This is a genomic window from Pseudomonas sp. 300 (genome assembly GCF_055803035.1).
On sequence record NZ_JAVLRV010000002.1, the window covers coordinates 2,057,265 to 2,082,057 of the forward strand.

Annotated in this window: 24 protein-coding genes, 2 tRNA genes and 1 pseudogene; 10 read left to right on the forward strand and 17 right to left on the reverse strand. The window is 60.1% G+C overall.

Features of this window, described 5'->3' with window-relative positions; genetic code table 11:
• Positions 1 to 21: 21 nt before the first annotated feature.
• The 3 genes and pseudogenes from Q7W83_RS15830 to Q7W83_RS15840 form a co-directional block, all read right to left on the reverse strand.
• Positions 22 to 97 (reverse strand) — tRNA-His (locus Q7W83_RS15830).
• A 77-nt stretch (positions 98 to 174) separates the two neighbouring features.
• Positions 175 to 259 (reverse strand) — tRNA-Leu (locus Q7W83_RS15835).
• A 323-nt stretch (positions 260 to 582) separates the two neighbouring features.
• Positions 583 to 846, reverse strand: a pseudogene (locus Q7W83_RS15840) (CPBP family intramembrane glutamate endopeptidase); the annotation flags it as partial.
• Positions 847 to 1,217: 371 nt separating this feature from the next.
• Between Q7W83_RS15840 and Q7W83_RS15845 the strand changes: the two are divergent.
• The 3 genes from Q7W83_RS15845 (at position 1,218) to Q7W83_RS15855 (ending at position 2,626) form a co-directional block, all read left to right on the forward strand.
• Positions 1,218 to 1,448 carry a DUF6555 family protein gene (locus Q7W83_RS15845; protein ID WP_150637137.1) on the forward strand — a complete coding sequence of 77 codons (231 nt, stop codon included), beginning with the start codon at positions 1,218 to 1,220 and terminating at the stop codon, positions 1,446 to 1,448.
• 68 nt (positions 1,449 to 1,516) lie between these two features.
• A complete protein-coding gene (locus Q7W83_RS15850; RefSeq protein ID WP_150634799.1) occupies positions 1,517 to 2,137 on the forward strand; it encodes a hypothetical protein in 621 nt (206 codons plus the stop codon).
• A 6-nt stretch (positions 2,138 to 2,143) separates the two neighbouring features.
• Positions 2,144 to 2,626, forward strand: a complete 483-nt coding sequence (locus tag Q7W83_RS15855; protein WP_473656324.1) for a hypothetical protein — start codon at positions 2,144 to 2,146, stop codon at positions 2,624 to 2,626.
• A gap of 75 nt (positions 2,627 to 2,701) precedes the next feature.
• Here Q7W83_RS15855 and Q7W83_RS15860 read toward each other — a convergent pair whose 3' ends face one another.
• Both Q7W83_RS15860 and Q7W83_RS15865 read right to left on the reverse strand, forming a co-directional pair.
• On the reverse strand, positions 2,702 to 2,899 hold the full coding sequence (locus Q7W83_RS15860) for a YbdD/YjiX family protein (protein ID WP_017339263.1): 198 nt from the start codon (positions 2,897 to 2,899) through the stop codon (positions 2,702 to 2,704).
• 14 nt (positions 2,900 to 2,913) lie between these two features.
• Positions 2,914 to 4,971, reverse strand: coding sequence for a carbon starvation CstA family protein (locus Q7W83_RS15865; protein WP_150637139.1), 2,058 nt, complete (start codon positions 4,969 to 4,971; stop codon positions 2,914 to 2,916).
• Positions 4,972 to 5,368: 397 nt separating this feature from the next.
• Between Q7W83_RS15865 and Q7W83_RS15870 the strand changes: the two genes are divergently transcribed.
• From Q7W83_RS15870 to Q7W83_RS15880, 3 genes are all read left to right on the forward strand, one after another.
• Positions 5,369 to 6,730, forward strand: coding sequence for a cache domain-containing protein (locus Q7W83_RS15870; RefSeq protein WP_150634760.1), 1,362 nt, complete (start codon positions 5,369 to 5,371; stop codon positions 6,728 to 6,730).
• Positions 6,731 to 6,756: 26 nt separating this feature from the next.
• On the forward strand, positions 6,757 to 7,389 hold the full coding sequence (locus Q7W83_RS15875) for a response regulator (RefSeq protein ID WP_017339266.1): 633 nt from the start codon (positions 6,757 to 6,759) through the stop codon (positions 7,387 to 7,389).
• 69 nt (positions 7,390 to 7,458) lie between these two features.
• Entirely contained in the window at positions 7,459 to 7,767 is a 309-nt protein-coding gene (locus tag Q7W83_RS15880; RefSeq protein WP_150634761.1) for a DUF7693 family protein, read from the forward strand.
• Here the strand turns inward: Q7W83_RS15880 and Q7W83_RS15885 are convergent.
• Both Q7W83_RS15885 and Q7W83_RS15890 read right to left on the reverse strand, forming a co-directional pair.
• A complete protein-coding gene (locus tag Q7W83_RS15885) occupies positions 7,751 to 9,025 on the reverse strand; it encodes a glucarate dehydratase family protein (protein WP_150634762.1) in 1,275 nt (424 codons plus the stop codon). The two genes, Q7W83_RS15880 and Q7W83_RS15885, sit on opposite strands and share 17 nt — an antisense overlap.
• Positions 9,022 to 10,419 (reverse strand): MFS transporter, encoded by a 1,398-nt coding sequence (locus Q7W83_RS15890; RefSeq protein WP_150637143.1) that lies wholly within the window; start codon positions 10,417 to 10,419, stop codon positions 9,022 to 9,024. The genes Q7W83_RS15885 and Q7W83_RS15890 overlap by 4 nt, the downstream gene beginning before the upstream one ends.
• 107 nt (positions 10,420 to 10,526) lie before the next feature.
• Between Q7W83_RS15890 and Q7W83_RS15895 the strand changes: the two genes are divergently transcribed.
• Both Q7W83_RS15895 and Q7W83_RS15900 read left to right on the forward strand, forming a co-directional pair.
• Positions 10,527 to 11,429 (forward strand): LysR family transcriptional regulator, encoded by a 903-nt coding sequence (locus Q7W83_RS15895; RefSeq protein WP_473656325.1) that lies wholly within the window; start codon positions 10,527 to 10,529, stop codon positions 11,427 to 11,429.
• A 184-nt stretch (positions 11,430 to 11,613) separates the two neighbouring features.
• Positions 11,614 to 12,474 carry a CAP domain-containing protein gene (locus Q7W83_RS15900; protein ID WP_150637147.1) on the forward strand — a complete coding sequence of 287 codons (861 nt, stop codon included), beginning with the start codon at positions 11,614 to 11,616 and terminating at the stop codon, positions 12,472 to 12,474.
• 30 nt (positions 12,475 to 12,504) lie between these two features.
• On the opposite strand, the gene Q7W83_RS15905 is transcribed toward Q7W83_RS15900, so the two are convergent.
• The 9 genes from Q7W83_RS15905 to Q7W83_RS15945 form a co-directional block, all read right to left on the reverse strand.
• The gene (locus tag Q7W83_RS15905; protein ID WP_473656326.1) at positions 12,505 to 13,137 is read right to left on the reverse strand and encodes a Vgb family protein; all 633 of its coding nucleotides are present in this window, start codon (positions 13,135 to 13,137) and stop codon (positions 12,505 to 12,507) included.
• Positions 13,138 to 13,172: 35 nt separating this feature from the next.
• On the reverse strand, positions 13,173 to 14,393 hold the full coding sequence (locus tag Q7W83_RS15910; RefSeq protein ID WP_473656327.1) for a helix-turn-helix domain-containing protein: 1,221 nt from the start codon (positions 14,391 to 14,393) through the stop codon (positions 13,173 to 13,175).
• A 114-nt stretch (positions 14,394 to 14,507) separates the two neighbouring features.
• The gene (locus tag Q7W83_RS15915) at positions 14,508 to 14,990 is read right to left on the reverse strand and encodes a GNAT family N-acetyltransferase (protein ID WP_150634166.1); all 483 of its coding nucleotides are present in this window, start codon (positions 14,988 to 14,990) and stop codon (positions 14,508 to 14,510) included.
• Between the two features lie 156 nt (positions 14,991 to 15,146).
• Entirely contained in the window at positions 15,147 to 15,347 is a 201-nt protein-coding gene (locus tag Q7W83_RS15920; RefSeq protein ID WP_150634167.1) for a YbdD/YjiX family protein, read from the reverse strand.
• Positions 15,348 to 15,471: 124 nt separating this feature from the next.
• Positions 15,472 to 16,716: a dihydrolipoyllysine-residue acetyltransferase gene (locus Q7W83_RS15925; RefSeq protein ID WP_473656328.1), complete on the reverse strand. Its 1,245-nt coding sequence runs from the start codon at positions 16,714 to 16,716 to the stop codon at positions 15,472 to 15,474.
• Between the two features lie 40 nt (positions 16,717 to 16,756).
• Complete coding sequence (mdeB, locus tag Q7W83_RS15930; RefSeq protein WP_473656329.1) at positions 16,757 to 19,456, reverse strand: alpha-ketoglutarate dehydrogenase; 2,700 nt, start codon at positions 19,454 to 19,456, stop codon at positions 16,757 to 16,759.
• Positions 19,453 to 19,872 carry a hypothetical protein gene (locus tag Q7W83_RS15935; protein WP_473656330.1) on the reverse strand — a complete coding sequence of 140 codons (420 nt, stop codon included), beginning with the start codon at positions 19,870 to 19,872 and terminating at the stop codon, positions 19,453 to 19,455. Before Q7W83_RS15935 ends, mdeB begins: the two co-directional genes overlap by 4 nt.
• 52 nt (positions 19,873 to 19,924) lie before the next feature.
• Positions 19,925 to 20,374: a transketolase gene (locus Q7W83_RS15940; protein ID WP_150637160.1), complete on the reverse strand. Its 450-nt coding sequence runs from the start codon at positions 20,372 to 20,374 to the stop codon at positions 19,925 to 19,927.
• 169 nt (positions 20,375 to 20,543) lie between these two features.
• Entirely contained in the window at positions 20,544 to 21,560 is a 1,017-nt protein-coding gene (locus tag Q7W83_RS15945; protein WP_150637162.1) for a 1-aminocyclopropane-1-carboxylate deaminase, read from the reverse strand.
• Between the two features lie 200 nt (positions 21,561 to 21,760).
• Between Q7W83_RS15945 and Q7W83_RS15950 the strand changes: the two genes are divergently transcribed.
• A complete protein-coding gene (locus tag Q7W83_RS15950) occupies positions 21,761 to 22,270 on the forward strand; it encodes an Lrp/AsnC family transcriptional regulator (RefSeq protein ID WP_017339281.1) in 510 nt (169 codons plus the stop codon).
• 3 nt (positions 22,271 to 22,273) lie between these two features.
• Here the strand turns inward: Q7W83_RS15950 and Q7W83_RS15955 are convergent, their stop codons facing one another.
• Positions 22,274 to 23,710 (reverse strand): HD domain-containing phosphohydrolase, encoded by a 1,437-nt coding sequence (locus Q7W83_RS15955; protein ID WP_473656331.1) that lies wholly within the window; start codon positions 23,708 to 23,710, stop codon positions 22,274 to 22,276.
• A 110-nt stretch (positions 23,711 to 23,820) separates the two neighbouring features.
• On the opposite strand from Q7W83_RS15955, the gene Q7W83_RS15960 reads away from it, so the two are divergent.
• The gene (locus tag Q7W83_RS15960) at positions 23,821 to 24,651 is read left to right on the forward strand and encodes an alpha/beta hydrolase (protein ID WP_150634175.1); all 831 of its coding nucleotides are present in this window, start codon (positions 23,821 to 23,823) and stop codon (positions 24,649 to 24,651) included.
• The last annotated feature ends 142 nt before the right edge of the window (positions 24,652 to 24,793 follow it).

The window sequence follows — 24,793 nt, forward strand, 5'->3', positions numbered from 1 at the left end:
AATCTGGCGCCTTTCGAAATATGGGGTGGACGATGGGGATCGAACCCACGACAACGGGAGTCACAATCCCGTGCTCTACCAACTGAGCTACGCCCACCATATTGCGTAACAAAGAAGCCAAACAACTTCCTCGTCGAGCCCCAGCCAAGCCAGAGGCCTGAATGAAGCTTTATTTGGTGCGGATGAAGAGACTCGAACTCTTACGCCTCGCGGCGCTGGAACCTAAATCCAGTGTGTCTACCAATTCCACCACATCCGCGTGTAGCCTTTAAAGCAAAGGCGCCAGACTGTTAATCTGGCGCCTTTCGAAATATGGGGTGGACGATGGGGATCGAACCCACGACAACGGGAGTCACCTCTCGTTAGCGGGAGGCGAATTCTACAGCGTTACTCGCTGCTGTCAACACCTCTTTTTCTCCAATTTCGATCGGTAGAGGCTACGTCACTCCCGGCAAGGAGATGCCTGGATTTTTGAATCTCGCCTGCGCGTGAGAACCAAAACGTTTGCCGACGCTCAGAGCGCCCCTTAACCAGTGCACCGCAAGTCCATGGCGCGTGACTGGATACGTCTGGCTACCGGCAGATGATCCCCAGCGACAGCGCGCCCAGCACAGCCAGGACAAACGGGCTCGAAACAAAACCGATCTGCACATCGCCACTCAGGGACCATAAGCGCAGGGGGGGGGTCATCACATCGCGCATCAGGACGAAGGTCAGCAGCAGGATCACAATCTGCAATCCGGGCTGTGTTTTCGGGGTCAGCCAGAACCAGAGGGCACGGAGGCTAAAACCGGGAAGCAGATAAATGCCGTAATCGATCAGTAGCGAAAGTCCCTCTTCAATCATGTGTCTATCCGTAGGCTTCGAAGCGAATGCCGGGTTATAGCATCCACTTCAGAAGAATGTGAGAGGCAATCCAGGGAGACGCTTGGGCCACGCCCAGCCCGAACACCAGGAAAGCGGACAGATAAAAAGCAAAAAACACAATCAACGCCCGCCTCGACATCACCCGCCTCCAGAAACACTGAAACACTCAAACCGGCTTCATGGCTTGGACGCTCGGCAATTTGCACAGTTCAATGTTCCGCCAGGTTGGGCATTCAGACGCCGTTGTCCCTCAGGAAGGCGCTAAACACCGGCTATCTAAGAGAGACATCCGAAAAAAGGGAACTGGCACTACGCCATCAATGTCGTAGCGGCATGACCTGGAGAATCAGATGACCCGCGCTCGGCATTTCCAAATCAACTATTGCTTCAAAAAAAGACGGCAGGTGTTTGTCCAGCCGGACTTGCACATGAGTGATGAAGATGCCTGGTACTACGCGTGCCTGCACTCTGGCGTCGGCCTGTTGTATGGCGAACACCATGATCAGCGAAATCACCTGCGGGTGCGCGCGCATGCTGAACAGTCCGGTTTGACCCACGTTACCTGGGAGGAACTGCCATAAAGCGGGCAGAGCGTGGAACCTGACGCTACGCTCCATACAGCGCATCCTCCTCTATAAAGGTAGTCATCATGCCTTTGTCTCTGAGGTTACCCACCGTCCCGGGCGGACTTCTGCTGCTTGTGCTTGCTGCCGGCAACGCTCAAGCGCAAGGTAAAACCTGCGAATGCGAGTTCAGTAGCCACGACTATCAGGCCTACGGCACGAGTGGTGCCTGTGGTGTGTTCATGTACGCGAAGGCCAGTGTCTGCGAGATCTCTTTCGCCGGTATCGGTGCCAATCCCGATGTGCTTGTTAACCCGATGCTGGGCACCAACACGCTGCAGGCCCAGCTAGACATCGCCCCGGACATTTTCAGTCGTTATCTCGAGTTCGTAAAAACGGGCAACATCACGCAACTCAGCGACCGCGCATTCATAGAGCGCAGTTTGCCTGCCATGGCCCGCGCCAGCCTGTTCCGCACAGCCGTGCAAATAGCCGAAGCACCGATCAAGCAACTGGATGCCTTGATTCAGGAGGTGGCACACCAATACAGCGGCGAACTGGAAGCGATTTTCCTTGGCAAAAAAGAACCGCACACGCTCAAGCGGGACGCCGAGAGCGACGTTGAACTGGGTCGCGGTTATGTCCAGATCAATTACAGAAAGGATATTCAACTGCGCATTCTTTACTTCTCGCCAGCACAGAGGTGAAGCCCCATGAACTTCACCTGCCTGGAAGAACTGTCGGACCTTGAGCGGGTGGCTTTGTTTGCGGCCATGGGCTTCGCGGCGATTCTGCTGGTCTTGGGCCTTGGCTTGTCCTTTCGATTGAAGCTCTGGCAGACACTGGCGGAAATCCTCTACGACAACATCCATTTAAAGTTGCCGCCTCCCCTCCTTTGCCTGGCGACTAGCTTTGCGCTGGTGGGCGGTATCTATTGGTACCTGGATCGCCAATACCCGGCCGACAGCCTTGTATTCAGTTCAAAGCCGTGGACCCTTGGGGAGATCAAGCAGCGACTGGAAACGGTGTCGGGGGTGGGTATTCAACTGAAGGGGGACGTGGCGGTTTTTGCGATTGATCGGCGGATCAGCGGGGCTTGCGCGAGTGATGTATTGAAAACGATTTGTGACGATTACCGGGATCAATTGGTTTGTCGCAATGAGCCCGGGCGAACGCTTGTTGAACGTAAACCCTGAAGGGTGCCGTACAAAACAAATGTGGGCGCTAGCCTGCTAGCGCCCACAGAGATTGCTGTTAACCCGACAACCGGGTCAACAGCACTTCGGCCCGGCCTTGCTTCCGTAACGCGCTTCCTGGCGTTCCCGAAAGAACACCTCGTAACTCATCACCGGTTTGTCCGGGTGTTTGCTCTGCATATGCTCGACGTAGTTGTCGTAGTCGGGCATGCCGACCATCAGGCGTGCAGCCTGCCCGAGGTATTTACCGAGGCGACTCAGGTCATTGAACATGCTGCACTCCTCGATCAAGCATCCGGCAGCGCCTGAAATGGCGCTTCTTTATCCGTGCGCTCTTTGGTTCCCCAGGCGGCGATGCCAACCTTGAGGGCAAAGAACAGGATGCTGAACACCACCAACAGGAACAGCGCGGTCAACGTCGCATTGGTGTAGGCGTTGTAGATCACGTGCTGCATCTGATCGATGCTCTTGGCCGGTGCGAGTACCTGACCATTGGCCAAGGCATCGCTGTACTTCTTGGCCAGCGCGAGGAAACCGATCGCCGGGTTGGCGTCGAACAACTTGATGAAACCGGCGGTGGTGGTGCAGATCAGCAGCCAGACTGCTGGCAGCATCGTGACCCAAACGTAGCGCTGGCGTTTCATTTTGATCAGCACAACCGTCGCCAGCATCAGCGCAATACCGGCCAGCATCTGGTTGGAAATACCGAACAGCGGCCACAAGGTGTTGATGCCACCCAGCGGATCGATCACGCCTTGATAGAGCAAGTAACCCCACATCGCCACACAACCGGCAGTGGCGATCAGGTTGGCGGTCCAGGAGTCAGTGCGTTTCAGCGCCGGCACGAAAGAGCCGAGCAAATCCTGAAGCATGAACCGACCGGCACGGGTACCGGCGTCAACCGCCGTCAGGATGAACAGCGCTTCGAACAGGATCGCAAAGTGGTACCAGAACGCCATGGTGTTTTCACCCGGCAGGACGTGGTGCAGGATCTGCGCGATACCGACCGCCAGGGTTGGCGCACCGCCGGCACGGGCCAGAATGGTGGTTTCACCGATGTCCTTGGCCACCGCTTGCAGGGCTTCAGGGGTAATTGCAAAGCCCCAGCTGCTGACGGTTTGTGCCACCGAAACAGCATCCGCGCCGACAATCGCCGCCGGACTGTTCATGGCGAAATACACACCCGGCTCGATCACCGAAGCGGCAACCATCGCCATGATGGCCACGAACGATTCCATCAGCATGCCGCCGTAACCGATGTAACGGGCATGACCTTCACTGGCCAGCAACTTCGGCGTAGTGCCGGACGCGATCAGCGCGTGGAAACCCGAGACCGCGCCACAAGCAATGGTGATGAACAGGAACGGGAACAGCCCCCCCTTCCACACCGGCCCGGTGCCGTCGATGAACTGGGTCAATGCCGGCATTTTCAAGTCGGGCATGGTGATCAGGATGCCAATCGCCAATGCCACGATGGTGCCGATTTTCAGGAACGTGGAGAGGTAGTCTCGCGGCGCCAGAATCAGCCACACCGGCAATACCGCAGCCACGAAACCGTAGCCGATCAGCATCCAGGTGATTTGAATGCCGGTGAAGGTGAAGGCCTTGGCCCAGACCGGGTCCGCGGCAATCAGCCCGCCGAGCCAGATCGAACCGAGCAGCAGCAACACGCCGACGATGGAGATCTCACCGATGCGGCCCGGGCGGATGTAGCGCATGTAGATGCCCATGAACATCGCGATCGGGATGGTCGCCATCACCGTGAAAATGCCCCACGGGCTCTCGGCCAGGGCTTTGACCACGATCAGCGCCAGCACCGCGAGGATGATGATCATGATCAGGAAGCAGCCGAACAGCGCGATGGTGCCGGGGATGCGGCCCATTTCTTCACGGACCATGTCGCCCAGGGAGCGACCGTTGCGGCGAGTTGACATGAACAGGACCATGAAGTCCTGAACCGCACCGGCCAGCACCACGCCGGCAATCAGCCACAGCGTGCCGGGCAAGTAGCCCATCTGCGCCGCCAACACCGGACCGACCAGCGGACCTGCGCCGGCAATCGCCGCGAAGTGGTGACCGAAGAGTACGTGCTTGTTGGTGGGTACGTAGTCCAGACCGTCGTTGTTAAGTACGGCGGGCGTGGCTCGATTGGGGTCAAGTTGCATCACCTTGTTGGCGATGAACAGGCTGTAGTAGCGGTATGCAACAAGGTAGATAGCGACGGCTGCGACTACGATCCAGAGGGCGTTGATCGCTTCGCCGCGGCGCAGGGCCACGACACTCAGCGCAAACGCTCCCAGAACAGCCACGGCAAACCAGGCGAGGTGTTTAGCCAGACGGGGCATAGCATGTCTCCTGCCGACAGCCTGTGACTGCGGCGGTAATTTTTATAATTGTGTCCGCTGTGCGGAGCTGGCCCAATATCCGCGCATGCCGTCCACAAATAAATCCGCGTTACTACGTACGCGATCTCTACGTAGTTCTACGTAGAAACCGCCGATCTCGCAGCTGAAATGCAACCCCCCTGTGGGAGCCAGCCTTCTGGCGATGACGGACTGACACTCACCATTGATGTTGACTGTGCCACCGCCATCGCCAGCAAGCTGGCTCCCACAAGGGTTTGTATTTCAACTGACTGACATCCCAACCACAGGTCATTCCGTCCAGCAGCGCTACTGGACGCACGTATCTTTGGCATATGATGCCCGCCTTCGCCTTCCCCCGGTCCGGACAGGAGCCCTGATGCAGCTCAAACACAAAATCGTCGCGCTCGGGATTCTGCCGCTGGTGTTGGCGATCGCTGTCATCTGTGGGCTGGTGATTTCCCTGAACCGCCAGGTGGGTGATCAACAGGCGCAACTGATCGAAGACAGCATCCTGGCGAGCAAGCGCGCCGAACTGAAAAACTACGTGGAAATGGCGCAAAGCCTGATCGCGCCGCTGTACGACGACGGCCACGGCGACGAACACGCCCAGCAAAAAGTGCTGGAAGAACTGCGCAAACTCAGCTTTGGCATCAATGGCTACTTCTTCGTCTACGACCGCGAAGGTCGCAGCCTGATGCACGCGCGGCAGTCGGAACTGGTCGGCCAATACCTGTGGGACATGAAGGATCCGCACGGCCTGCCGGTGATTCAGGCCTTGCTCGAAAGTGCACAATCTGGCGAAGGCTTTCAACGCTACGCCTGGAACAAGCCGTCTTCCGGCCAGGTCACCGACAAGCTGGCCTATGTCGTGATGCTGGATCGCTGGGGCTGGATGCTTGGCACCGGCATTTACCTTGAGGACGTCGAACGCGCGACCCAACAGGCGCGTGACGAAGTGGCGATGGGCATCCGCAAGACCATGCTGGCGATTGCCGCCGTGGCCCTCGTGGCGGTGCTGTTCGTGTTTGCCAGCGGCATGACACTGAACGTCAGCGAGCACCGTCTGGCCGACAAAAAACTTCAGCGCCTGACCCAGCGTATCGTCAGCTTGCAGGAAGAAGAACGCTCTCGGGTTTCCCGTGAACTACACGACGGCATCAGTCAGGTCCTGGTCTCGATCAAGTTCCAGTTCGAACTGGCCAGCCATGTGCTGGAGAATGGACAAGACAAGGGTTTGAGCATTTTAAGAGAGGCCACGGAGCGGCTGGGAGACGCCATTGGCGAGGTTCGCAGCCTCTCCCACGACCTGCGCTCATCCTTGCTCGACACCCTGGGGTTGTCGGCGGCCATCGGTCAACTTGCCGAGGAATTCGAGCAGCGCAGCGGCCTCACCGTGACCTACAACGACAATGAATTCGACTGCCATCTGGTCGATGGCGCGGCGGTTTCGTTGTTTCGCATTGTGCAGGAAGGCCTGACCAACATTGAACGCCACGCACAGGCGAAACACGTTTCCATCAACCTGCACGGCTCTGAAGATTCGATCCGGTTGACGGTGATCGATGACGGTATCGGCTTCAACGTCGCCCAGGTCGAACGTGGGCACGCCGGCATCGGCCTGCGTAATATCCGTGAGCGTGTCGAGCATTTTGGCGGCCGGTTCGAGCTGATATCGGTGCCGGGACGAAGTGAGCTGGACGTGCTGCTGCCCATGAAATTGCCCGGCGCAAAGCGCTGATCAGACAAAAAGAGTGAATGCCCGTGATAAACCTGCCCTCCCCGATCCGCGTCGCCCTGGTCGACGATCACTCCCTGGTTCGCGACGGGATCAAGGCGCTGCTGTCTGTCATGGCGCCGCTGGAAGTAGTCGGCGAAGCCGAGAATGGCGCAGACGCCATCGAGATGGTGGGTCGCTGTCAGCCGGATCTGTTGCTGGTCGATATCAGCCTCAAGGACATGAACGGTCTGGAGCTGACGCGATTGCTGCGCAGTCAGTACCCCTCGCTCAAAGTGCTGGTGCTGAGCATGTACGACAATTATGAATACGTGAGCGAATCCGTGCGTTCGGGTGCCAGTGGCTATGTGCTGAAGAACGCGCCGTCACGGGAAATCATCGCCGCCATTGAAGCCATCGCCAGCGGCGGGACGTTCTACAGCGCGGAAATCGCTCAGCGGCTCATCGCCGATAAAAGTACCGACAATGAGCTGACACCGCGTGAAAGTCAGGTCTTGTACAAAATGGCTCAAGGGATGAACAACAAGGAAATGGCCCGTGACCTCGACATCAGCGTGCGCACGGTTGAAACCCATCGACTGAGCATCCGCCGCAAACTCAACATCGACAAACCGGCGGCGCTGGTCAAATACGCCATCGACCACGGGATCATTTCCCCATAAGCCGGCTCCCACAAGGTTTATGTCATCCCGGACTCCTCACACATCCCGACATGCCCACCGGAGACACCTGTGCCAGCGCTGACCGCCCGCGAGATTTCCCAGCTATTGCGCGACGCCGCCCTGGAGGTTCGGCCTCTGCGTTTAGCGGGCGAACCGTCCGTATCCGGCCTGATGCAGGTCGACATCGAGGGTTGGCAGCTAACCCTTGATGTCGACGAAAAACACCTGCGTCACTGCCAACGCTGCCAGAGCCCGGACGGCCGCGAGGGCCTGTTCGACAGTTGGCAACGTTACGGCACTGACCCGGTGAGCCTGCTCAGCACCTGGGAGCTGGCGCAGATAGAACGCTTGCTGACCGAGCTCAAAACCGCGGTTTGACTGCCTTCCAGTCCGGTTTGTAACGTTGCATCTGCTTCACGTCATCGCGCTGACGAATGCCGCAGGTCAGGTATTGATCATGCAGCTTGCCCAGTTGATCGTGATCCAGTTCCAGACCGAGCCCGGGCGCGCGCGTGATTTTCACGCAGCCATCGATGATCGGCAGCTTGCCGCCCTTGATCACTTCTTCATCCGGTTCCTGCCACGGGTAATGCGTGTCGCAGGCGTAATCCAGATTGGGCACCGCAGCGGCGACATGCGCCATCGCCATCAGGCTGATGCCCAGGTGCGAGTTGGAATGCATCGACACGCCAAGACCGAAGGTGTCGCACATTTTCGCCAGCGCCTGCGTGTCGCGCAGCCCGCCCCAGTAATGGTGATCGGCGAGGACGATCTGCACGCTGTTCAACGCCACGCTACGCCGGAACTCGTCGAAATCGGTGACCACCATGTTGGTCGCCAGCGGCAGCCCGGTGCGTTTGTGCAGCTCGGCCATGCCGTCGAGGCCCGGCGTGGGGTCTTCGTAATATTGCAGGTCATCGCCCAGCAACTCAGCCATGCGAATCGAGGTGTCCAATGACCAATTGCCATTCGGGTCGATGCGCAACGGGTAACCGGGGAAGGCCTTTTTCAGCGCCTTGATGCACGACACTTCGTGCTCCGGCGGCAGCGTGCCGGCCTTGAGTTTGATGCTCTTGAAACCGTAGGCCTCGATCATCCGTCGCGCTTGGGCAACGATCTGCTCTTCATTCAGCGCCTCGCCCCAATTGTCCGGTTTGTACGGCGAATCGACATGCTGCGCGTACTTGAAAAACAGGTAGGCGCTGAACGGAATCTCGTCGCGGATCGCGCCGCCCAGCAAGTCCACCAACGGTACGTTCAACGAATGTGCCTGCAAATCCAGGAACGCCACTTCGAACGCCGAATACGCGTTGCTCACCGCTTTGCTGGCGTGCGAGCCCGGTGCCAGTTCCGCGCCGGCAATGCTCGCCGGTTTGTGCGCCGCCACGGTGGCCTGGACGATGCGCCGCAGTTGATTGAGGTTGAACGGATCGAGACCGATCAATTGCGCTTGAAGTTGCTGCTGGATCAACAGCGCTGGCGCATCGCCGTAACTTTCACCGAGACCGATGTAGCCATTGTCGCTCTCGATCTCGATGATCGAGCGCAGCGCGAACGGCTCGTGAATCCCGCTGGCATTGAGCAGCGGCGGATCACGGAACGCGATGGGGGTGACGGTGACTCGTTTGATTTTCAAGAGGCTGCTCCCTTTGGACCTGAGCTCAAGGCTTGATGACTGACTGATCTTTCTGGCGCGGCGACATCGGCAGGTTGGCCGGTCGACGCGCGAACGGGATCGCCACGCGGGGCCGTGCGGGCAAAAAAGATCACCACCGCCGCCACCAGCGAGGTGGCCGCCAACCCGTAGAGACCGCCTTCGATGGAGCCGGTTTTTTGTTCGAGGAAACCAAACGCTGTCGGGGCGACGAAGCCGCCGAGGTTGCCAATGGAGTTGATCAAAGCGATCACTGCCGCGGCGACTCGGGCATCCAGATAGCCTTGCGGAATGGGCCAGAACAACGCTGAGGCGGCCTTGAAACCAATCGCGGCAAAACAGATGGCGACGAAGGCGAAAATCGGCCCGCCAGTGGTGGACATGAACATGCCGAACGCGGCAATCACCAGGGTCAAGGCAACCCAGGCCTGCTGGTGTTTCCATTTGCTGGCCATGGCGGCGAAGCCATACATCGCGACGATGGAAATCAGCCATGGGATCGAGTTGAACAGGCCGACCTGAAAGTCGCCGAGGTTGCCCATTTTCTTGATCATGCTCGGCAGCCAGAACGTCGCGCCGTAGATGGTCAGGGCAATGGAAAAGTAGATGAAACAGAACAGTGCGATCTGCTTGTCGGCGAGCAATTTGAACATCGACGGCTTGACCGTCTGCGTGGCCTCGCGGGCCCGCTGTTCCAGGGCGATGGCGTCAACCAGCGCGTCCTTTTCTTCCGCGCTCAGCCAGTTCGCCTGACGCGGATGAGACTGCAACCAGAACCAGACAAACCCGCAGAGCACGATCGAGGCAAAGCCTTCGATCAGGAACATCCACTGCCAGCCGTGCAGGCTGAAACCGCTGACGTTCAACAGCGCACCGGACACCGGGCCGGAAATCACCGAGGCAATGGCCGAGCCGCTGAGGAAGATCGCCATGGCCTTGCCGCGTTCAGTCGACGGCAACCATTGGGTGAAGTAATAAATGATGCCGGGGAAGAACCCCGCTTCAGCCGCACCGAGAATGAAGCGCAGTACATAGAAACTGGTTTCGCCGCGCACGAACGCCATGGCCATGGCCGCTGCGCCCCAGGTGAACATGATGCGCGTCAGCCAGGCGCGGGCGCCGTAGCGTTGCAGCAGCAGGTTGGAGGGGACTTCGAAGATCGCGTAACCGATGAAGAACAGCCCGGCACCGAGGCCATAGGCAGCGGCGCCAATGCCAAGGTCGGTTTCCAGGTGGCTGCGCACGAAGCCGATGTTGACCCGATCGATGTAATTGACGATGAACATCACCACGAACAGCGGCAGCACATGGCGCTTCACCTTGGCCGCTGCGCGGGCGAGCACAGTCGGATCGGGCGGACTCTGGAGGGTATTCAAGGGGCGACTCCCGTTCATTGTTTTTTTAGGGACGAGGCCGATCATGGACGCCGACATTGATCCCGTCTAATCTAACTTGGCATTCGATTGATACCCGGATTAGATCAATGTTCGAACTGACCCAACTCCGCTGCTTCACCACGGTGGCCACCGAACTGAACTTCCGGCGTGCTGCCGAGCGATTGAACATGACCCAGCCGCCGCTCAGCCGACAGATTCAGCTGCTGGAACATCACCTGGGCGTCGAGCTGTTTACCCGCACCACCCGCAGCGTCGCCCTGACTGCTGCCGGCCGGGCATTTTTCATCGAAGCGCAAAACCTGCTTGAACGCGCACAGCAAGCCGCCACCACCGCCCGGCGTTTTGCCGAGGGCGATATCGGCACGGTCAACATCAGTTTTGTCGGCAGTGCGGTGTATGAATTCCTGCCCAAGGTGATTGCCGAAGCCCGGCTCAAGCAACCGCACGTGAAAATCGACCTGGCGGAAATGAACACCTACCAGCAGCACGAAGCCCTGCGCGCCCGCCGTATCGATCTGGGCATCGTCCGCGCGCCGTTGCTGGAACCGGGTTACGCCACCGAGTGCCTGGTGCGCGAGCCGTTTGTCCTGGCTGTACCCAGCCATCATCGATTGGCCAGCGCCGCAACCGTGTCGGTCAAAGACCTCGATGCGCAACCGTTTCTGATGTACTCCCACGCGGCCTATCCGCCGTTCAACGAACTGCTGACCGGCATGCTGCGCTCGGCCCGCGTCGCCCCGGAATACGTGCAATGGCTCGGCTCGTCGCTGACCATCCTGGCGCTGGTCAACGCCGGCATGGGTCTGGCGCTAGTGCCACGGTGCGCCAGCAGCGTGGTGTTCAAGAACGTGGTGTTTCGCGATATCGATCTGGGGGAAGGTGTGCAGAGCGAGTTGCATTTGATCTGGCGCGAGAACAATGACAACCCGGCGTTTACGATGTTGCGGGAGGGGATTCGCACCGCGGTGCGGGAGGGATGGGGGGTGTAAATGGCGGGGGAGATGTGTGGATGTTGCTTATCGGCAAAACAGCACCGTACGGTACGTCCGTCGGACGCGCGGCGGCGCCGTTAAATATGCCCTCCTGCGCCGTGAACCTTGTTTCAGCTCCCCAGTCTTACAGCGGCGCCAATTCCTCCCCTAACCGTTGTCATCTCTTCAGAGCTGTCCTTCCATGCGCCAAACCGCCCACGCCTTGCGCTTGACTTCGCTGTGCCTGTTTACCCTGCTTGCTTTTACCACCAGCCCCGCCCACGCAGGCGCGGAACGGCAACTGGTGGAAGCCATCAACGATTATCGTGCCCACCCGCAGCGCTGCGAACGACGTCCTGCCCAACGTTTGTCACCGCTGACGCTGAAATCCAATCTGGCTTTGCCGATCGGCTACGGTGGCGGCTTACGGGACCGGTTGAAAGCGTCCGGTTATCAGGCAGTGACCGTGCGTACCCTGCGCGTGGTCGGCGCGCAAGATGCCGAAGAGGCCTTCGACCTGCTGCAGAGCGACTACTGTATGGCATTGCTGGATAACCAATACGCCGATATCGGCGTCAGTCGCAGCCGCAGCGAATGGCAAGTGGTGCTGGCGCGGCCGGTACTGGACAGCCAAATGGACGACACCCGAGCCGTCAACCGGTCCTTGCTCGCCCAGGTCAACGCCGCGCGAGCAAAACCGCGCCTCTGCGGGCGCCAGCGCTTCGCCGCCGCCCGACCACTCGCCTGGAATGCCAGCCTCGGGGCCGCAGCACAGGGCCACAGCAAGGCGATGGCCTACGGAAATTACTTCGCACACCGTGATCCCGACGGTGATACGCCGGCCGACCGTGCGAGAGCTGCCGGATTCCGTGGCCGCCAGATCGGAGAAAACATCGCCGCGGGCCAAGGCTCACCGAGCAAGGCAATGGCAGGCTGGCTCGCCAGTCCCGGACACTGTGCCAACCTGATGAGCCCGATGTTCACCCAAGTGGGAGCCGCCTACGCGACGGACTCGCGCAGTGACGAAGGGGTTTACTGGACGATGTTGTTTGGAGCGCCTTGAGGCCGGGAACGCAGCAAATATCATGAGGCGTCACGCAGGCCGGCGCACCGCCCTCACCTTCCCGCTGCCACCGCCGCCGCAAAAGAACTGATCGCCGCCATCGGACTCAAGTCCCGACACGCCGACTCCGGTCGGCATCTTGACGCTATGCAGCACTTCCCCGGTTTCGGAATCCACGCGGCGCAACTCGCTTTCCTCCCCTTCCCACGTTCCATGCCAAAGCTGCCCATCAACCCAGGTCACTCCGGTAACGAAGCGGTTGGACTCGATCGTGCGCAAAATCGCGCCGGTCTCGGGGTCGATCTGGTGAATTTTCCGGTCGCGATAACGGCCGACCCACAACGTACCTTCAGCCCACGTCAGCCCGGAATCATTGCCGCCACCCGGTGCCGGGATGGTGCTGAGCACCTGGCCGGTGTGCGGGTCGATTTTCTGGATGCGGTCGGCGGCGAGCTGGAACAGGTGCTGGCCGTCAAACGCCGTGCCCGCGTCGGCGATAACCTCGATTGAACGCAAGGTCTTGCCGCTGGCCGGGTCGAGCGCGATGAGCTGTTCGCCACTGGCAAACCAGACACGTTCACCGTCCCACGTCACGCCATGCACGCTGTCGACGCCGGTGAACGGGCCATATTCACGGAGGATTTCTGCGCTTGAGTGTTTCATCTCGATTGCCTCTTCAGGGGTTCGTGGCGTTCATCCTAGTCACTCGGCAGAGGCGCCGGGAGTAACAAGGTCGTCGCGAAACCCGGCACCGGCGGGGTCATCCAGCGCCGGGCCCGGCCACGCCCGAATGGCTGCACTTTGCCGGCCGCCGCCAGCGCGTCGAGTGCGCGCTGCACCGTGCGTTGACTGGTGCCGAGGGCCAACGCCAGCGCTGAACTTGACCAGGATTCGCCGTCGGCGAGCAAGGCAAACAGCGCCGCGTATCGTTCTTCCACCGGTTGCGCCAGCACCACCACGTCGGATGAAACCAGCGCCACCAGCGCAAACCCGTGTTGAGTGGCGACGACACCCGCCAAGGGTTTCAGCGCCGCGCGCAGGCGCCCGACTTCAACACGCAAGCGCGCTCGATGGGACTCGTCCGATAGCTTCAGGCGAAACGCCCGGCGAATCAGTGTCTCCCTCGATACGTCCGCCGGCCAGATTTCGGCCAACGCCCGCACGAGGGCGAACAGCACCGGGCGCCTGGACAGGGAAACCGACATGCCGGCGCCGCGCACGGCATAACGGCAGGCGTCCACCACCAGCGCGGTCGACCCGAGCACGGCTTCAACTTCATCCAGTAACAACGGTCGCTCTTCGCCATGGGCGATCAGACGCGCTGTCGGGGAGTTCAGGACGAGAAAGGCGTTTTCGACCTCGGCAGTGAGCGCCGGGATACCCGCCTCGCGCGCGGCATGCTCGGCCCTCGTCAGGGCATGTCGGGCTGTTTGCGATTGCAGGCGGCGGATCGCAATACCCGCCGCCACCAATTCATGGGCGGCGCGCAAAACCGGTGGCAGCGTTGCAGGGTCCAGCGCAGCGAGCAGAACGTCAGCCTCGTCGAGGCGCCCGATCAGTAACAATCGCCGAATCTGCAGATACCGCGCGTGAGCGGCGTTCACTCGATCCCCGTGCGCCTCCAGCGTCACCCGTGCAGCTTCGAGCGCCTTCACTGGCCAGCCCAGGTCGCGCGAAGCCAGCGCAATTTCGGCCTCAGCCACCACGCACCGCGCCCGCGCCAACGCCTCTTTCGGGCCGAATGCGCGCGCGGCGCTTTTCATCAGCGCTTTCGCCCGAACCAGATCGCCGAGCTGCGCCATGGCGATACCGCGCAACGCGAGCGCGGGCGCATCGTCACGCAACGCCACCCGGTCCAGCGCTCCGAGCGGGTCGCCCGCCGCCAGTGCCCGCGCTGCGGCGGTGATCAATGAGTCCATAGGAGTAGCGCCACGGTTGTCGCCCCTGTCGTTCGATAACCTTGGTTAGTCTAGTCACGCTGCTGGATGAGGACGGGGCGGGATTGTTTGCGTTTGTAAGGGGATGTCCGAGGGTCAGGCGTGGGTCAGCAACCGCATGTTCAACAGTGCGACCCGACGACCATCCGGCGAGAGCCGTTCCTCAATACCGAACGGTACAAAACCGAGCTGCGGATACAGCAGCAGTCCCGCCGTGTTTTCGTTGAAGCATGAAATCTGCACTTCACTGGCCTGGTGACGATCGATCGCCAGCCCCACCATCGTCTCCACCAGAAATTTCGCCACGCCCTTTCCCCGGGCCCTGGGTGCCACGATCACATTGCCGATCGCGCACACGCCTTCTCGCTCAAACCGGTAAAAGTTCGCAAAACCAATCACACAGCCGTTCTCTTCAACCACCGTTGAGTCAGAACGCTGGGCAATCGATGCGAGTAATTGGGCGTCCGTCAGGGGGTACTGTCCCTTCGGAAACATGAAAAACAGTTCTTCAGGGGTTTGCGGGAAATTGCAGATCGCCAGAACATCTTCAGCGCGTACAGGGCGGTGAGTGAGGGGCATGATTCGGCTCCATCCAAATGTCGGTGTGACACATTACTGATTGAAGGCTCCGAATTAAAGTGGCTGCATGCGGACAGTTTGCTAACCATGAAACGCAAAAAGCCTCGCCCTCTCGGAGAGGACGAGGCCTTTCGGTGACCGTCGATCAACCGGCGTTCAGCAGCACCGCGTCGTGCAACCGCGTTTGCCGTAGCGTGCTTCCTGACGTTCACGAAAAAACGCCGAATAGCTCATGACCGGTTCGTCCGGATGATTGCGCTTCATCTGTGCGACGTAGTTGTCGTAATCCGGAACGCCCACCATCAGGCGCGTGCTCTGGCTGAGAAACCTGGCGGCAAGCTGCAGTTTGCGGAACATGGCAAAAGCCTCTTTGTGGTGTTGGACGGTCCCATGAAACCGCACTTATGTATCTGAATTGTGTCCTCGACCGGGGAAGTTGTCAGTTCAGTGATTGAACGAACCCGGTAAACCGGCAACCGGGTCACAGAACCAACCGGCGGTAATCCGCCAGCACACTGCTCAGATACGCGTTGAAACGCCCCGCCGTCGCGCCATCGATCACGCGATGGTCCCAACTCAGGCTCAACGGCAGAATATTGCGCGCGACAACCTGCCCGCCCTCCAGCACGAGTCGTTCCGTGCTTTTGCCCACCCCGAGAATGGCGACTTCCGGCGCATTGATGATCGGCGTGAAATACGTCCCGCCAATACCGCCCAACGACGAGATCGAAAAGCAGCCGCCACTCATCTCGGCAACGCTCAATTTGCCCCCCCGCGCCTTTTCAGCCAGCGCCGACATTTCCCGGGCAATCGCCAGCACGCCTTTCTGATCGACGTCCTTGATGACGGGGACGACCAACCCTTCGGGCGTATCGGCGGCGAAACCGATGTGGCAATAGCGCTTTAACACCAGGTCGTCGCCATTGAGACTGGCATTGAACTCCGGGAATTTTTTCAACGCGCCGGCACAGGCTTTCATCAACAACGCCAGCAACGTCAACTTGACCCCGCTGCCGGCCTTTTCCTTGTTGACCTGCACGCGGAATTGTTCGAGCTGCGTGATATCGGCGTCGTCATGATTGGTCACGTGGGGAATCATGAGCCAATTGCGATGCAGGTTCGCCCCGCTGATTTTGCGGATTCTCGACAGTGTCCGGGTTTCCACCGGCCCGTATTTGGCAAAATCCACCACCGGCCAGGGCAGCAATCCGCCCAATGGCTGAACACCGGTTTCAGTTACCGTCAGTACGCCTTTCACATGGGCCAACACGTCGGCTTTGGTGATGCGGCGACGTAGACCCGTGCCCTGAATGGCCTTGAGCGAAACACCCAGCTCACGAGAGAACTTGCGAACCGACGGCGATGCCAGCGGCAAGTCCATTGGTGGATTAAACGCTTCGATGAGCAACGCTGGCTCAGCCACCGACAGAGGCGCCGCGACCGTTGCAACGGGCTCTATGCTGGGCGCAGACGTCGCCAATCGCTCTTCATTTTCGATAAAGGCAATCGGCGATCCCTCGCTGACTTTGTCATCCAGCCTGACCACCAACGATTGCAACACGCCCGTCTGCGGCGATGGAATTTCCATGGACGCCTTGTCGGTCTCGACGATGATCAGGGTCTGCCCTTCGACCACCGCATCGCCCACCTTGACCGGTATTTCTATGACACCGACATCCTTGGCATCGCCGATGTCGGGCATTCGCACTTCATGCACATTCTTCATGACCATTTCCTGAAAATTCGACTCGACCTGAAGCCCGGCTTCAAGCTTCCCAAGGCGCGATGGCGTCCACATCAATCGCGTAGCGCGCAATCGCTTCGGCGCACACGCCGACATCGAGGCGTCCTTCCTGAACCAGTGACGTCAGGGCGCTCAAGACGATCTGATGGCGGTCCACTTCAAAAAACGAGCGCAACCTGCCACGGGTATCACTGCGGCCAAATCCGTCGGTGCCAAGCGCCGTGTACCGCGCCGGCACGTAACTGGCGATCAGTTGGGGCAAGGCGCGCACGTAATCGGTACAGGCGATGATCGGCGCTGCGTCGTTGAGCGATTCCTGAACGTGGCTGCGCCGCGTCGGTTGTCCGGGATGCAGGCGATTCCAGCGCTCCACTTCACGGGCCTCGCGGGCCAGTTCGGTGAAGCTGGTGACGCTCCAGACTTCGCTGTCGATGTTCCAGTCGCTGGCCAGCAACTCCGCCGCGGCGATCACTTCAAGCAGGATCGCACCGGAACCCAACAACTGAACGCTGCCGCGGGCATCCTCGATTTCATGTCGGGCGAACAAGTACATGCCTTTGACAATGGCCTGTTCGACACCCTCGGGCAGGTTGGGCTGTGGGTAGTTCTCGTTCATCAAGGTGACGTAGTAAAACTCGTCGACCTGACGCTCCAGCATCTGGCGCATGCCGTGATCCAGAATGACCGCGAACTCGCCGGCGAACGCCGGATCGTAGGCCCGGCAGTTGGGCACCATCGCCGCCATCAGGTGGCTGTTGCCGTCCTGGTGCTGCAAACCCTCGCCGCCCAACGTCGTGCGACCCGCCGTGGCGCCGAGCAGGAACCCACGCGCGCGCTGGTCCGCCGCCGCCCAGATCAGGTCGCCGATGCGCTGGAAGCCGAACATCGAGTAGTAGATATAGAACGGCAACATCGGCAGGCCATGCACCGAATAACTGGTCGCGGCCGCTACCCAGGAACTGATCGCCCCGGCCTCGCTGATGCCTTCTTCGAGAATCTGCCCATCGAGCGCCTCCCGATAACTGAGGATCGAACCGATGTCCTCCGGTTCATAACGCTGGCCCACGCTGGAATAGATACCGATCTGCTTGAACAGGCTGGCCATGCCGAACGTACGCGCCTCATCCGCCACGATCGGCACGATGCGCGGGCCCAGTTGTTTGTCCCGGAGTAAACCGCTGAGCATCCGCACGAAGGCCATGGTAGTGGACATTTCCTTGCCTTCGGCGGCAATGGCGAACCCGGCGTAGCTGTTGACATCTGGCACGGCCAACGACGTCGACGTGGCAGGTCGCGAGGGCATGTAGCCGCCCAATGCCCGGCGACGTTCGTGCAGGTAACGCATTTCTGCGCTGTCGTCGGCAGGTTTGAAGAAGCTCAGCGAGGTCGCCTGTTCATCGGTCAGCGGCAAATTGAAGCGGTTGCGGAAGGCGATCAAGGCGTCATTGTCGAGTTTCTTCTGCTGATGGACAGTCATTTTTCCCTGCCCGGCATCGCCCATGCCGAAACCTTTTTTGGTCTGCGCCAAAATCACCGTGGGTTTTCTGCCCTCGCGCATCGCGCTGTGGTACGCGGCAAAAATCTTCACCACGTCGTGGCCACCGCGTTTGAGGCGGTCGATCTGTTCATCGGTCAGGCCCTGGGCCAGGTGAGCCAGTGCTTCGTTCTGGCCAAAGAACTGTTCGCGGTTGAAACGACCGTCCTTGGCGGCAAAGGTCTGGAACTGGCCATCGACCGTGGTGGACAGGGCCTTGACCAGCGCGCCGTCGTGATCCCGCGCAAACAGTCCGTCCCAGTCGGAGCCCCAGACCAGTTTGATGACGTTCCAGCCCGCGCCACCGAACAGCGCCTCCAGCTCGTCGATGATGCGACCGTTGCCCCGCACCGGACCGTCCAGTCGCTGAAGGTTGCAGTTGACCACCCACACCAGATTATCCAGCCCTTCGCGCGCCGCCAGCGTCAGGGCCGACATGCTTTCCGGCTCATCCATTTCACCGTCGCCGAACACCCCCCAAACCGTGCGCCCGGCGGTGTCTTGCAAGCCGCGGTGTTCCAGGTAACGCATGAACCGCGCCTGGTAGATCGAGCTGATCGGACCGATGCCCATCGAGCCGGTCGGGAACTGCCAGAAGTCCGGCATCAACCACGGGTGAGGATAACTCGACAGGCCACGGGCGCCATTGGCGCGCGCGCCGATCTCTTGCCGGTAATGCTGCAGATCCTTCTCCTCGAGGCGGCCCTCCAGAAAAGCCCGTGCATAGACGCCGGGCGCCGAGTGGGGCTGGTAGAACACCAGATCACCGCCACTGGTTTCAGTGCGCGCCCTGAAGAAGTGGTTGAAGCCCACTTCAAACAAATCGGCGGCGCTCGCGTAACTGGCGATGTGGCCGCCGAGTTCTCCGTAGGCCTGGTTGGCTCTCGCCACCATGACCAACGCGTTCCAGCGCATGATCGAGGCCAGGCGTTCTTCGAGCGCCAGATCCCCGGGAAACACCGGCTGCTGCTCAACGCTGATGGTGTTGATGTAGGGCGTGCCGTGGCGCGGCCGCCAGCCCATTTCGGCAGTGCTGGCCAGCGTCACCAGCATGTCCATGATCTGCCTGGCTTGCCCGGCACCGCCATGGGCGATGACCGATAGCAGGGCGTCCCGCCATTCAGCGATTTCCTGGGCATCTTCCGTGTTCTGGCCGGGTAACCGGGTATGAAGATCGGACGGGTTCATGGGCATCTCCTGCAAGGGACTGATTCGGTATCAATGCGCGGTGGCGGATTCGCTCGGGCCAGGCTTTTGACCTGCTCGACCGCTTCGATGACGGAACGCTCGGTCCGGGCATCCTGGGCTATCGGGTAAATACTGATTCTGCGCTTGGGCAAATCGCGTAAAAAGCGCTTATCCAGTTTGCCAGCCACTACGAGGCAGTAATCACAGGTGGATACCGGCGCGTCAAAGATACCGGCCGTCATCGGCGCAACATCAACCTGCATCAGCGCAATGTTTTCAAAGCAACTGAAACTGTGGTGAATCAACGCTATATGTTCACTTCCCAGTCCAGCAGTGATCACAACAATGCGCGTGCAACTTGAGGGCTCGCGCATCCATTTCCTGGCGTTATTACGACGGTCGGCAGATCGGCTCATAGGCGTTGCCTTTCTTACTGGGTGTGTTTGATTGAGCGGGCGTAGACATCCGCTAAATGACGTAACGCTCCTGCAGCACGCTTTTCGCCAGACTCCGGGTCGCCGATAAAACGGCTTCCACCTGTCGATCCATCGCCATGCTGGATGACGCGACCGTTCCCAGGTCGACGACGCGCAACGGGTGACCGCAGACGGATCCCAGCCAGGTCAGGCCGGGCACGGTGCCGACTTCGACGTCCAGTAAAAAACTGCTTTTGCAGACTGAGCGCAGCAATTGGCGGGCATCACACGATTGCTCAGGGTCGGACCCGACCCGCAACCAATCGAGCATCAACGCCCTGGATTGCTTGACGGCCAGGTAAGCCACCTGATCCCAGTCATCGATGGCCACGTGCAGCTTGTCGATCATGTATTTGGGCAACGCGGCACTGGTCACGATGACCACTCCGGCATCCGCCGAGGGTTCCTTGATCCAGACGGCGGATTGCGATATCGCATGCATGGCGCTACTCCCGGTAATTTGAACGATCCGGCGCTGTTGCCCCCATCCCTGTAGGCGCCGGCTTGTCGCTGGCGGTGTTCCGACGATAGCGGTGGGTCAGGCAACATCGCTGCTGAAGGCACTGACGCTATCGCCAGCAAGCCGGCTCCTACAGGTGTTCGGCTCTGGATCAGCCGTTACGGAACAGGAAGCTGTAGGCATTCAACGCAGGCACCCCGCCGAGGTGTGCGTAAAGCACTTTCGAGCCGTCGGGGAACTCGCCACGGCGAACCATCTCGATCATCCCGTGCATGGATTTGCCTTCGTACACCGGGTCGGTCAGCACGCCTTCAAGGCTGCCGCATAGACGAATGGCCTCCAGCGTGCCGTCGTTGGGCAACCCGTATTCCGGATAGGCGAACCGTGTGTCGAGCACCACGTCCTCCTCGGTGATTTCGCGCCCCAGCTCCACCAGTTCAGCGGTGTGCCGGGCGATACGCAGGATCTGCGCCTTGGTTTTTTCCGGTTTGGCCGAAGCGTCGATACCGATGACGTTTTTCGAACGACCGTCGGCGGCAAACCCGACCACCATGCCCGCCTGGGTGCTGCCGGTCACCGAGCAGACCACGATGTAATCAAACTTGAAGCCGAGCTCTTTTTCCTGCTGGCGGACTTCCTCGGCGAAACCGACGAAACCGAGGCCTCCATACGGATGCTCGGAACACCCCGCCGGGATCGGAAACGGTTTGCCGCCCCGCTCCACCACATCATTCATGGCCTTCTCCCAGCTCGGCCGGATGCCGATGTCGAACCCGGCGGCGTCGAGTCGCACGTCTGCGCCCATGATGCGAGACATCTCGATATTGCCGACGCGGTCATACACGGCATCGGAGTAGTTCACCCAGTTTTCTTGAACCAGCACACACTTCATGCCGAGGTGGGCGGCGACGGCAGCGACCTGGCGGGTCTGGTTCGACTGGATCCCGCCGATGGACACCAGGGTGTCGCAGCCCTGTTCGATGGCTTCGGGAATCAGGTATTCGAGCTTGCGCGTCTTGTTGCCACCGAAGGCCAGACCACTGTTGCAGTCTTCACGTTTGGCATACAGCTCGACCTTGCCGCCCAGATGTTCGCTGAGGCGTTTCAAGGGCGTGATGGGTGAAGGGCCGAAGGTCAACGGATAACGTTTAAAACGATTCAGGTTCATGGCTTTGCTCCTTGATTATTGGATATCCAAGCGCCAGACCGAAAGGCCAACAGGCTGCATTTCAGGTTCTTTCAGAGGGGCTTCGATGAGTTCAATATTAAGAACAAAGCCAAAAATATGTGTTGCAAGTTTCAATCAGTTAAAGAAACATAAATCAACAGCTATTACTTAAAACATACTTTTATTGTGCAGAATTAACTATGAGCGCAACAAATAACCATAAGAAACCCGGCACTCCCGGTGCGGAGCCGCTCACGCTGGACCGGACCGATCGCGCCATTCTCAAGACCCTGCAGCGAGACGCCTCCATCTCCAATGTGGCGCTTGCCGAGAAGGTAAAACTGAGCGCGCCGGCCTGTCTGCGGCGCGTCGAACGCCTCAAACAGGCGGGCCTGATCAAGGGCATTGTCGCGCTGCTGGACAACGACGCGCTGGACGCGGGCATGGTGGTGTTGATCGGCGTGGTGCTGGACCGCTCGACGCCGGAATCCTTCGCCGCTTTCGAGGCCGCGGCACAGAAAGTGTCCGGCTGCATGGAGTGCCATGTGGTGACGGGGGAATTCGACTACTTCATGTTGATACGCACCAAGGACAGCAACAGCTTCAACCGCCTGCACGCGGAGCAGTTGCTTTACCTGCCGGGGGTTCGCCAGATTCGTTCATTCATGGGGTTGCGCCAGGTGTTGTCGACCACCCACATCCCCATTTGAGGGTTATATCAATCCGAGCGTTAGCGCCTTCAGCGTCGCCGCCGCACGGGTCGTGCATTGCAGTTTGCGGAACACACTCTCGACATGGGTGCGCACCGTGCTCGGGCTGATGCCGAGCTGGCGCGCCACCTCTTTGTTGCTGCCGCCCATGCTGATGCGCTGCAGGATTTGCGTCTCGCGGTCGCTCAGCGGGCTGGCGTTTCCCCTGGGCGCGACGGCGCTCTCGCCGCGAGCCGCCGCGATGACCGCCTGACAGGCCTGAGGGTCGAAACGCCCCAGCGCGGCTTCGTGGAGCAAGAGACGCTCGGCGTCACTGTCACTGAAGGCCGGACGCCACGGCCGGTCGCAACGCAATGCCTGCCAGACCAGCGTGGCCGCCAGCAAACGCTGCTCGGCGGGCAAGGCATCGCCCTCCAGGCCACGGAAGTAGCCACTGCCATCCAGTCGTTCATAAGCATTCGCCGCCAGTCGACCCGGCGCCGACAGTTCTGGGATCTGGCCGCAGGCGCGCGACGTCCAGTAAGGCACCAGCCGAACCTGTTCGAGATCACCGTCCAGCAAAGCGCCCGTCGTGTTCCAGATTCGGTTGGGCACCGCCGCCCGGCCGATGCCATGAATCAACGCGGCTTTCGCGGCCTGGTCAGCCGACTGTTCCGACAAGCCCCACAACCTCGCGGCCTCCCGGACAAGTTCGGCCGACCGGCGTGAGTAGCCCGCCAGCCAAGGCAGCTTGAGGTCGATCACATCCCCGACCAGCGTCAGCGCAACCTGCCCCTTGCTTCCCTGCGGTTGCGAAGGATCGTCTTGCGGCACGCGCAACGATTCCAGCCAGTCTTTGGCATTGAGCGCAAGTTTTGCAGCCAGCGACGCCGGATAGCGACGATCACCCTTGGTCGCGATCCATTCCAGTGCTGCATCCAATCCGTGAACCCGGGAGAGGATTTCCAGATCACCGGCCAGCAGTACTTGATAGACAACCTCAGGCACCTCGGGATGGCGCAAGCCAAAAGGTTTGCCTTCACCGTCGAACTGCTCGAACACATGTCGCAACCCGTGTTCGACCGGCGTGCTCAGGCCAAGCGTGTGCGCGATATCGCCCGAGACCTCGCAATGCACCACGGCCAACGGCGCCGATTTGCGCATCGCGCGCAGGCCTGCCGCACCCAGTGTCTGGCTCAGCATGGCGTTGCGGCCCTCGACGTCATCGCCCAGCAAACGGGTAAAACCCTCGGCATTGGCCGTACACCCCGACCAGCGCAGCAAGGCCACTTGTCGTGCGACTTCGGTGTGTTCGCCGGCACCGTGGCAGGACTGTGCGAGCAACTGCACCAGGCGAGCCGTACGGCGCGACTGATCGAAGGGCTGGCCCATGCTCAGGTCCCCGACCATGGACAACGCCAGGATCGCACTCTCCAGCTCGATGCCGTCACTCTCGCGCATGACACTCCCCTTTCTTCGCTGATTTTTTTGCCTGCCTCGGATAAACGACCGATACCGGACCGTCCCCGTATTCCTGAAACTGCGTCACACCAACCACAGGAGTTCCAACCATGTTCAAACCCAAGGCTATCGCCCTCGCACTCGCCCTGACCTCTTCACTGTTCGCCGTCGGCAGCCAGGCCGCCGCCCCGCAACCGTCGGTGGTGATCGTACACGGTGCTTTCGCTGACGGCTCCGACTGGGGCAAGGTTGTTCCACTTCTGCAGGCCGAAGGTATCAAGGTTACCGTGGTGCAAAACCCGCTGACTTCCCTCGCCGATGACGTAGCGGCTACGCAACGCGTGTTGAACAACCAGGACAACGGCGTCGTGCTGGTCGGACACTCCTGGGGCGGTACAGTCATCAGTCAGGTCGGTACAGACCAGAAAGTTCGCGCCCTGGTCTACGTCGCCGCGTTTGCCCCGGATGCGGGTCAGGCGAGTAAGGATCTGGGTAAAGACTACCCGGCACCGCCCGGCGTGAAAGACATCGCCGCTGATAAAAACGGTTTTCTCTACATGACCCCCCAAGGCATGGCTACCGGTTTCGCTCAGGATCTTCCCGCCGCGCAGACCGCCGTCATGGCCGCCACGCAGGGACCGATTCGCGCCTCGGCATTCGATGACAAAACCAGCGTCGCTGCCTGGAAGGGCAAACCGACCTGGTACGTCGTCGCCCGCGAAGACCGCATGATCCAACCCGATCTGCAGCGTGCGTTTGCCAAGAAGTTGAAAGCGCAGGTCACCGAAGTCGAAGCCAGCCACGTGCCGCAGCAGTCACGTCCGGCCGACGTGGCCAAGGTCATCATCCAGGCGGTGCATGAGACTCAGGAAAAGACCGCGGAAGTGGCGGATGCAACTCAACAGCCACGCGGACCGCAAAACACCAGGAACGGGGTTTGAGCAGGCCACGTTGACTCACAAAAAAGCCGCGAATATCGCGGCTTTCTCGTTCTCAGCGTGCAGTTTTTTCGAGCGTCCAGCCCAAACATCCAAGGTATTACAAGGCGATCGAGAACATCAAATAAAATGTGTTCGGCCCCAA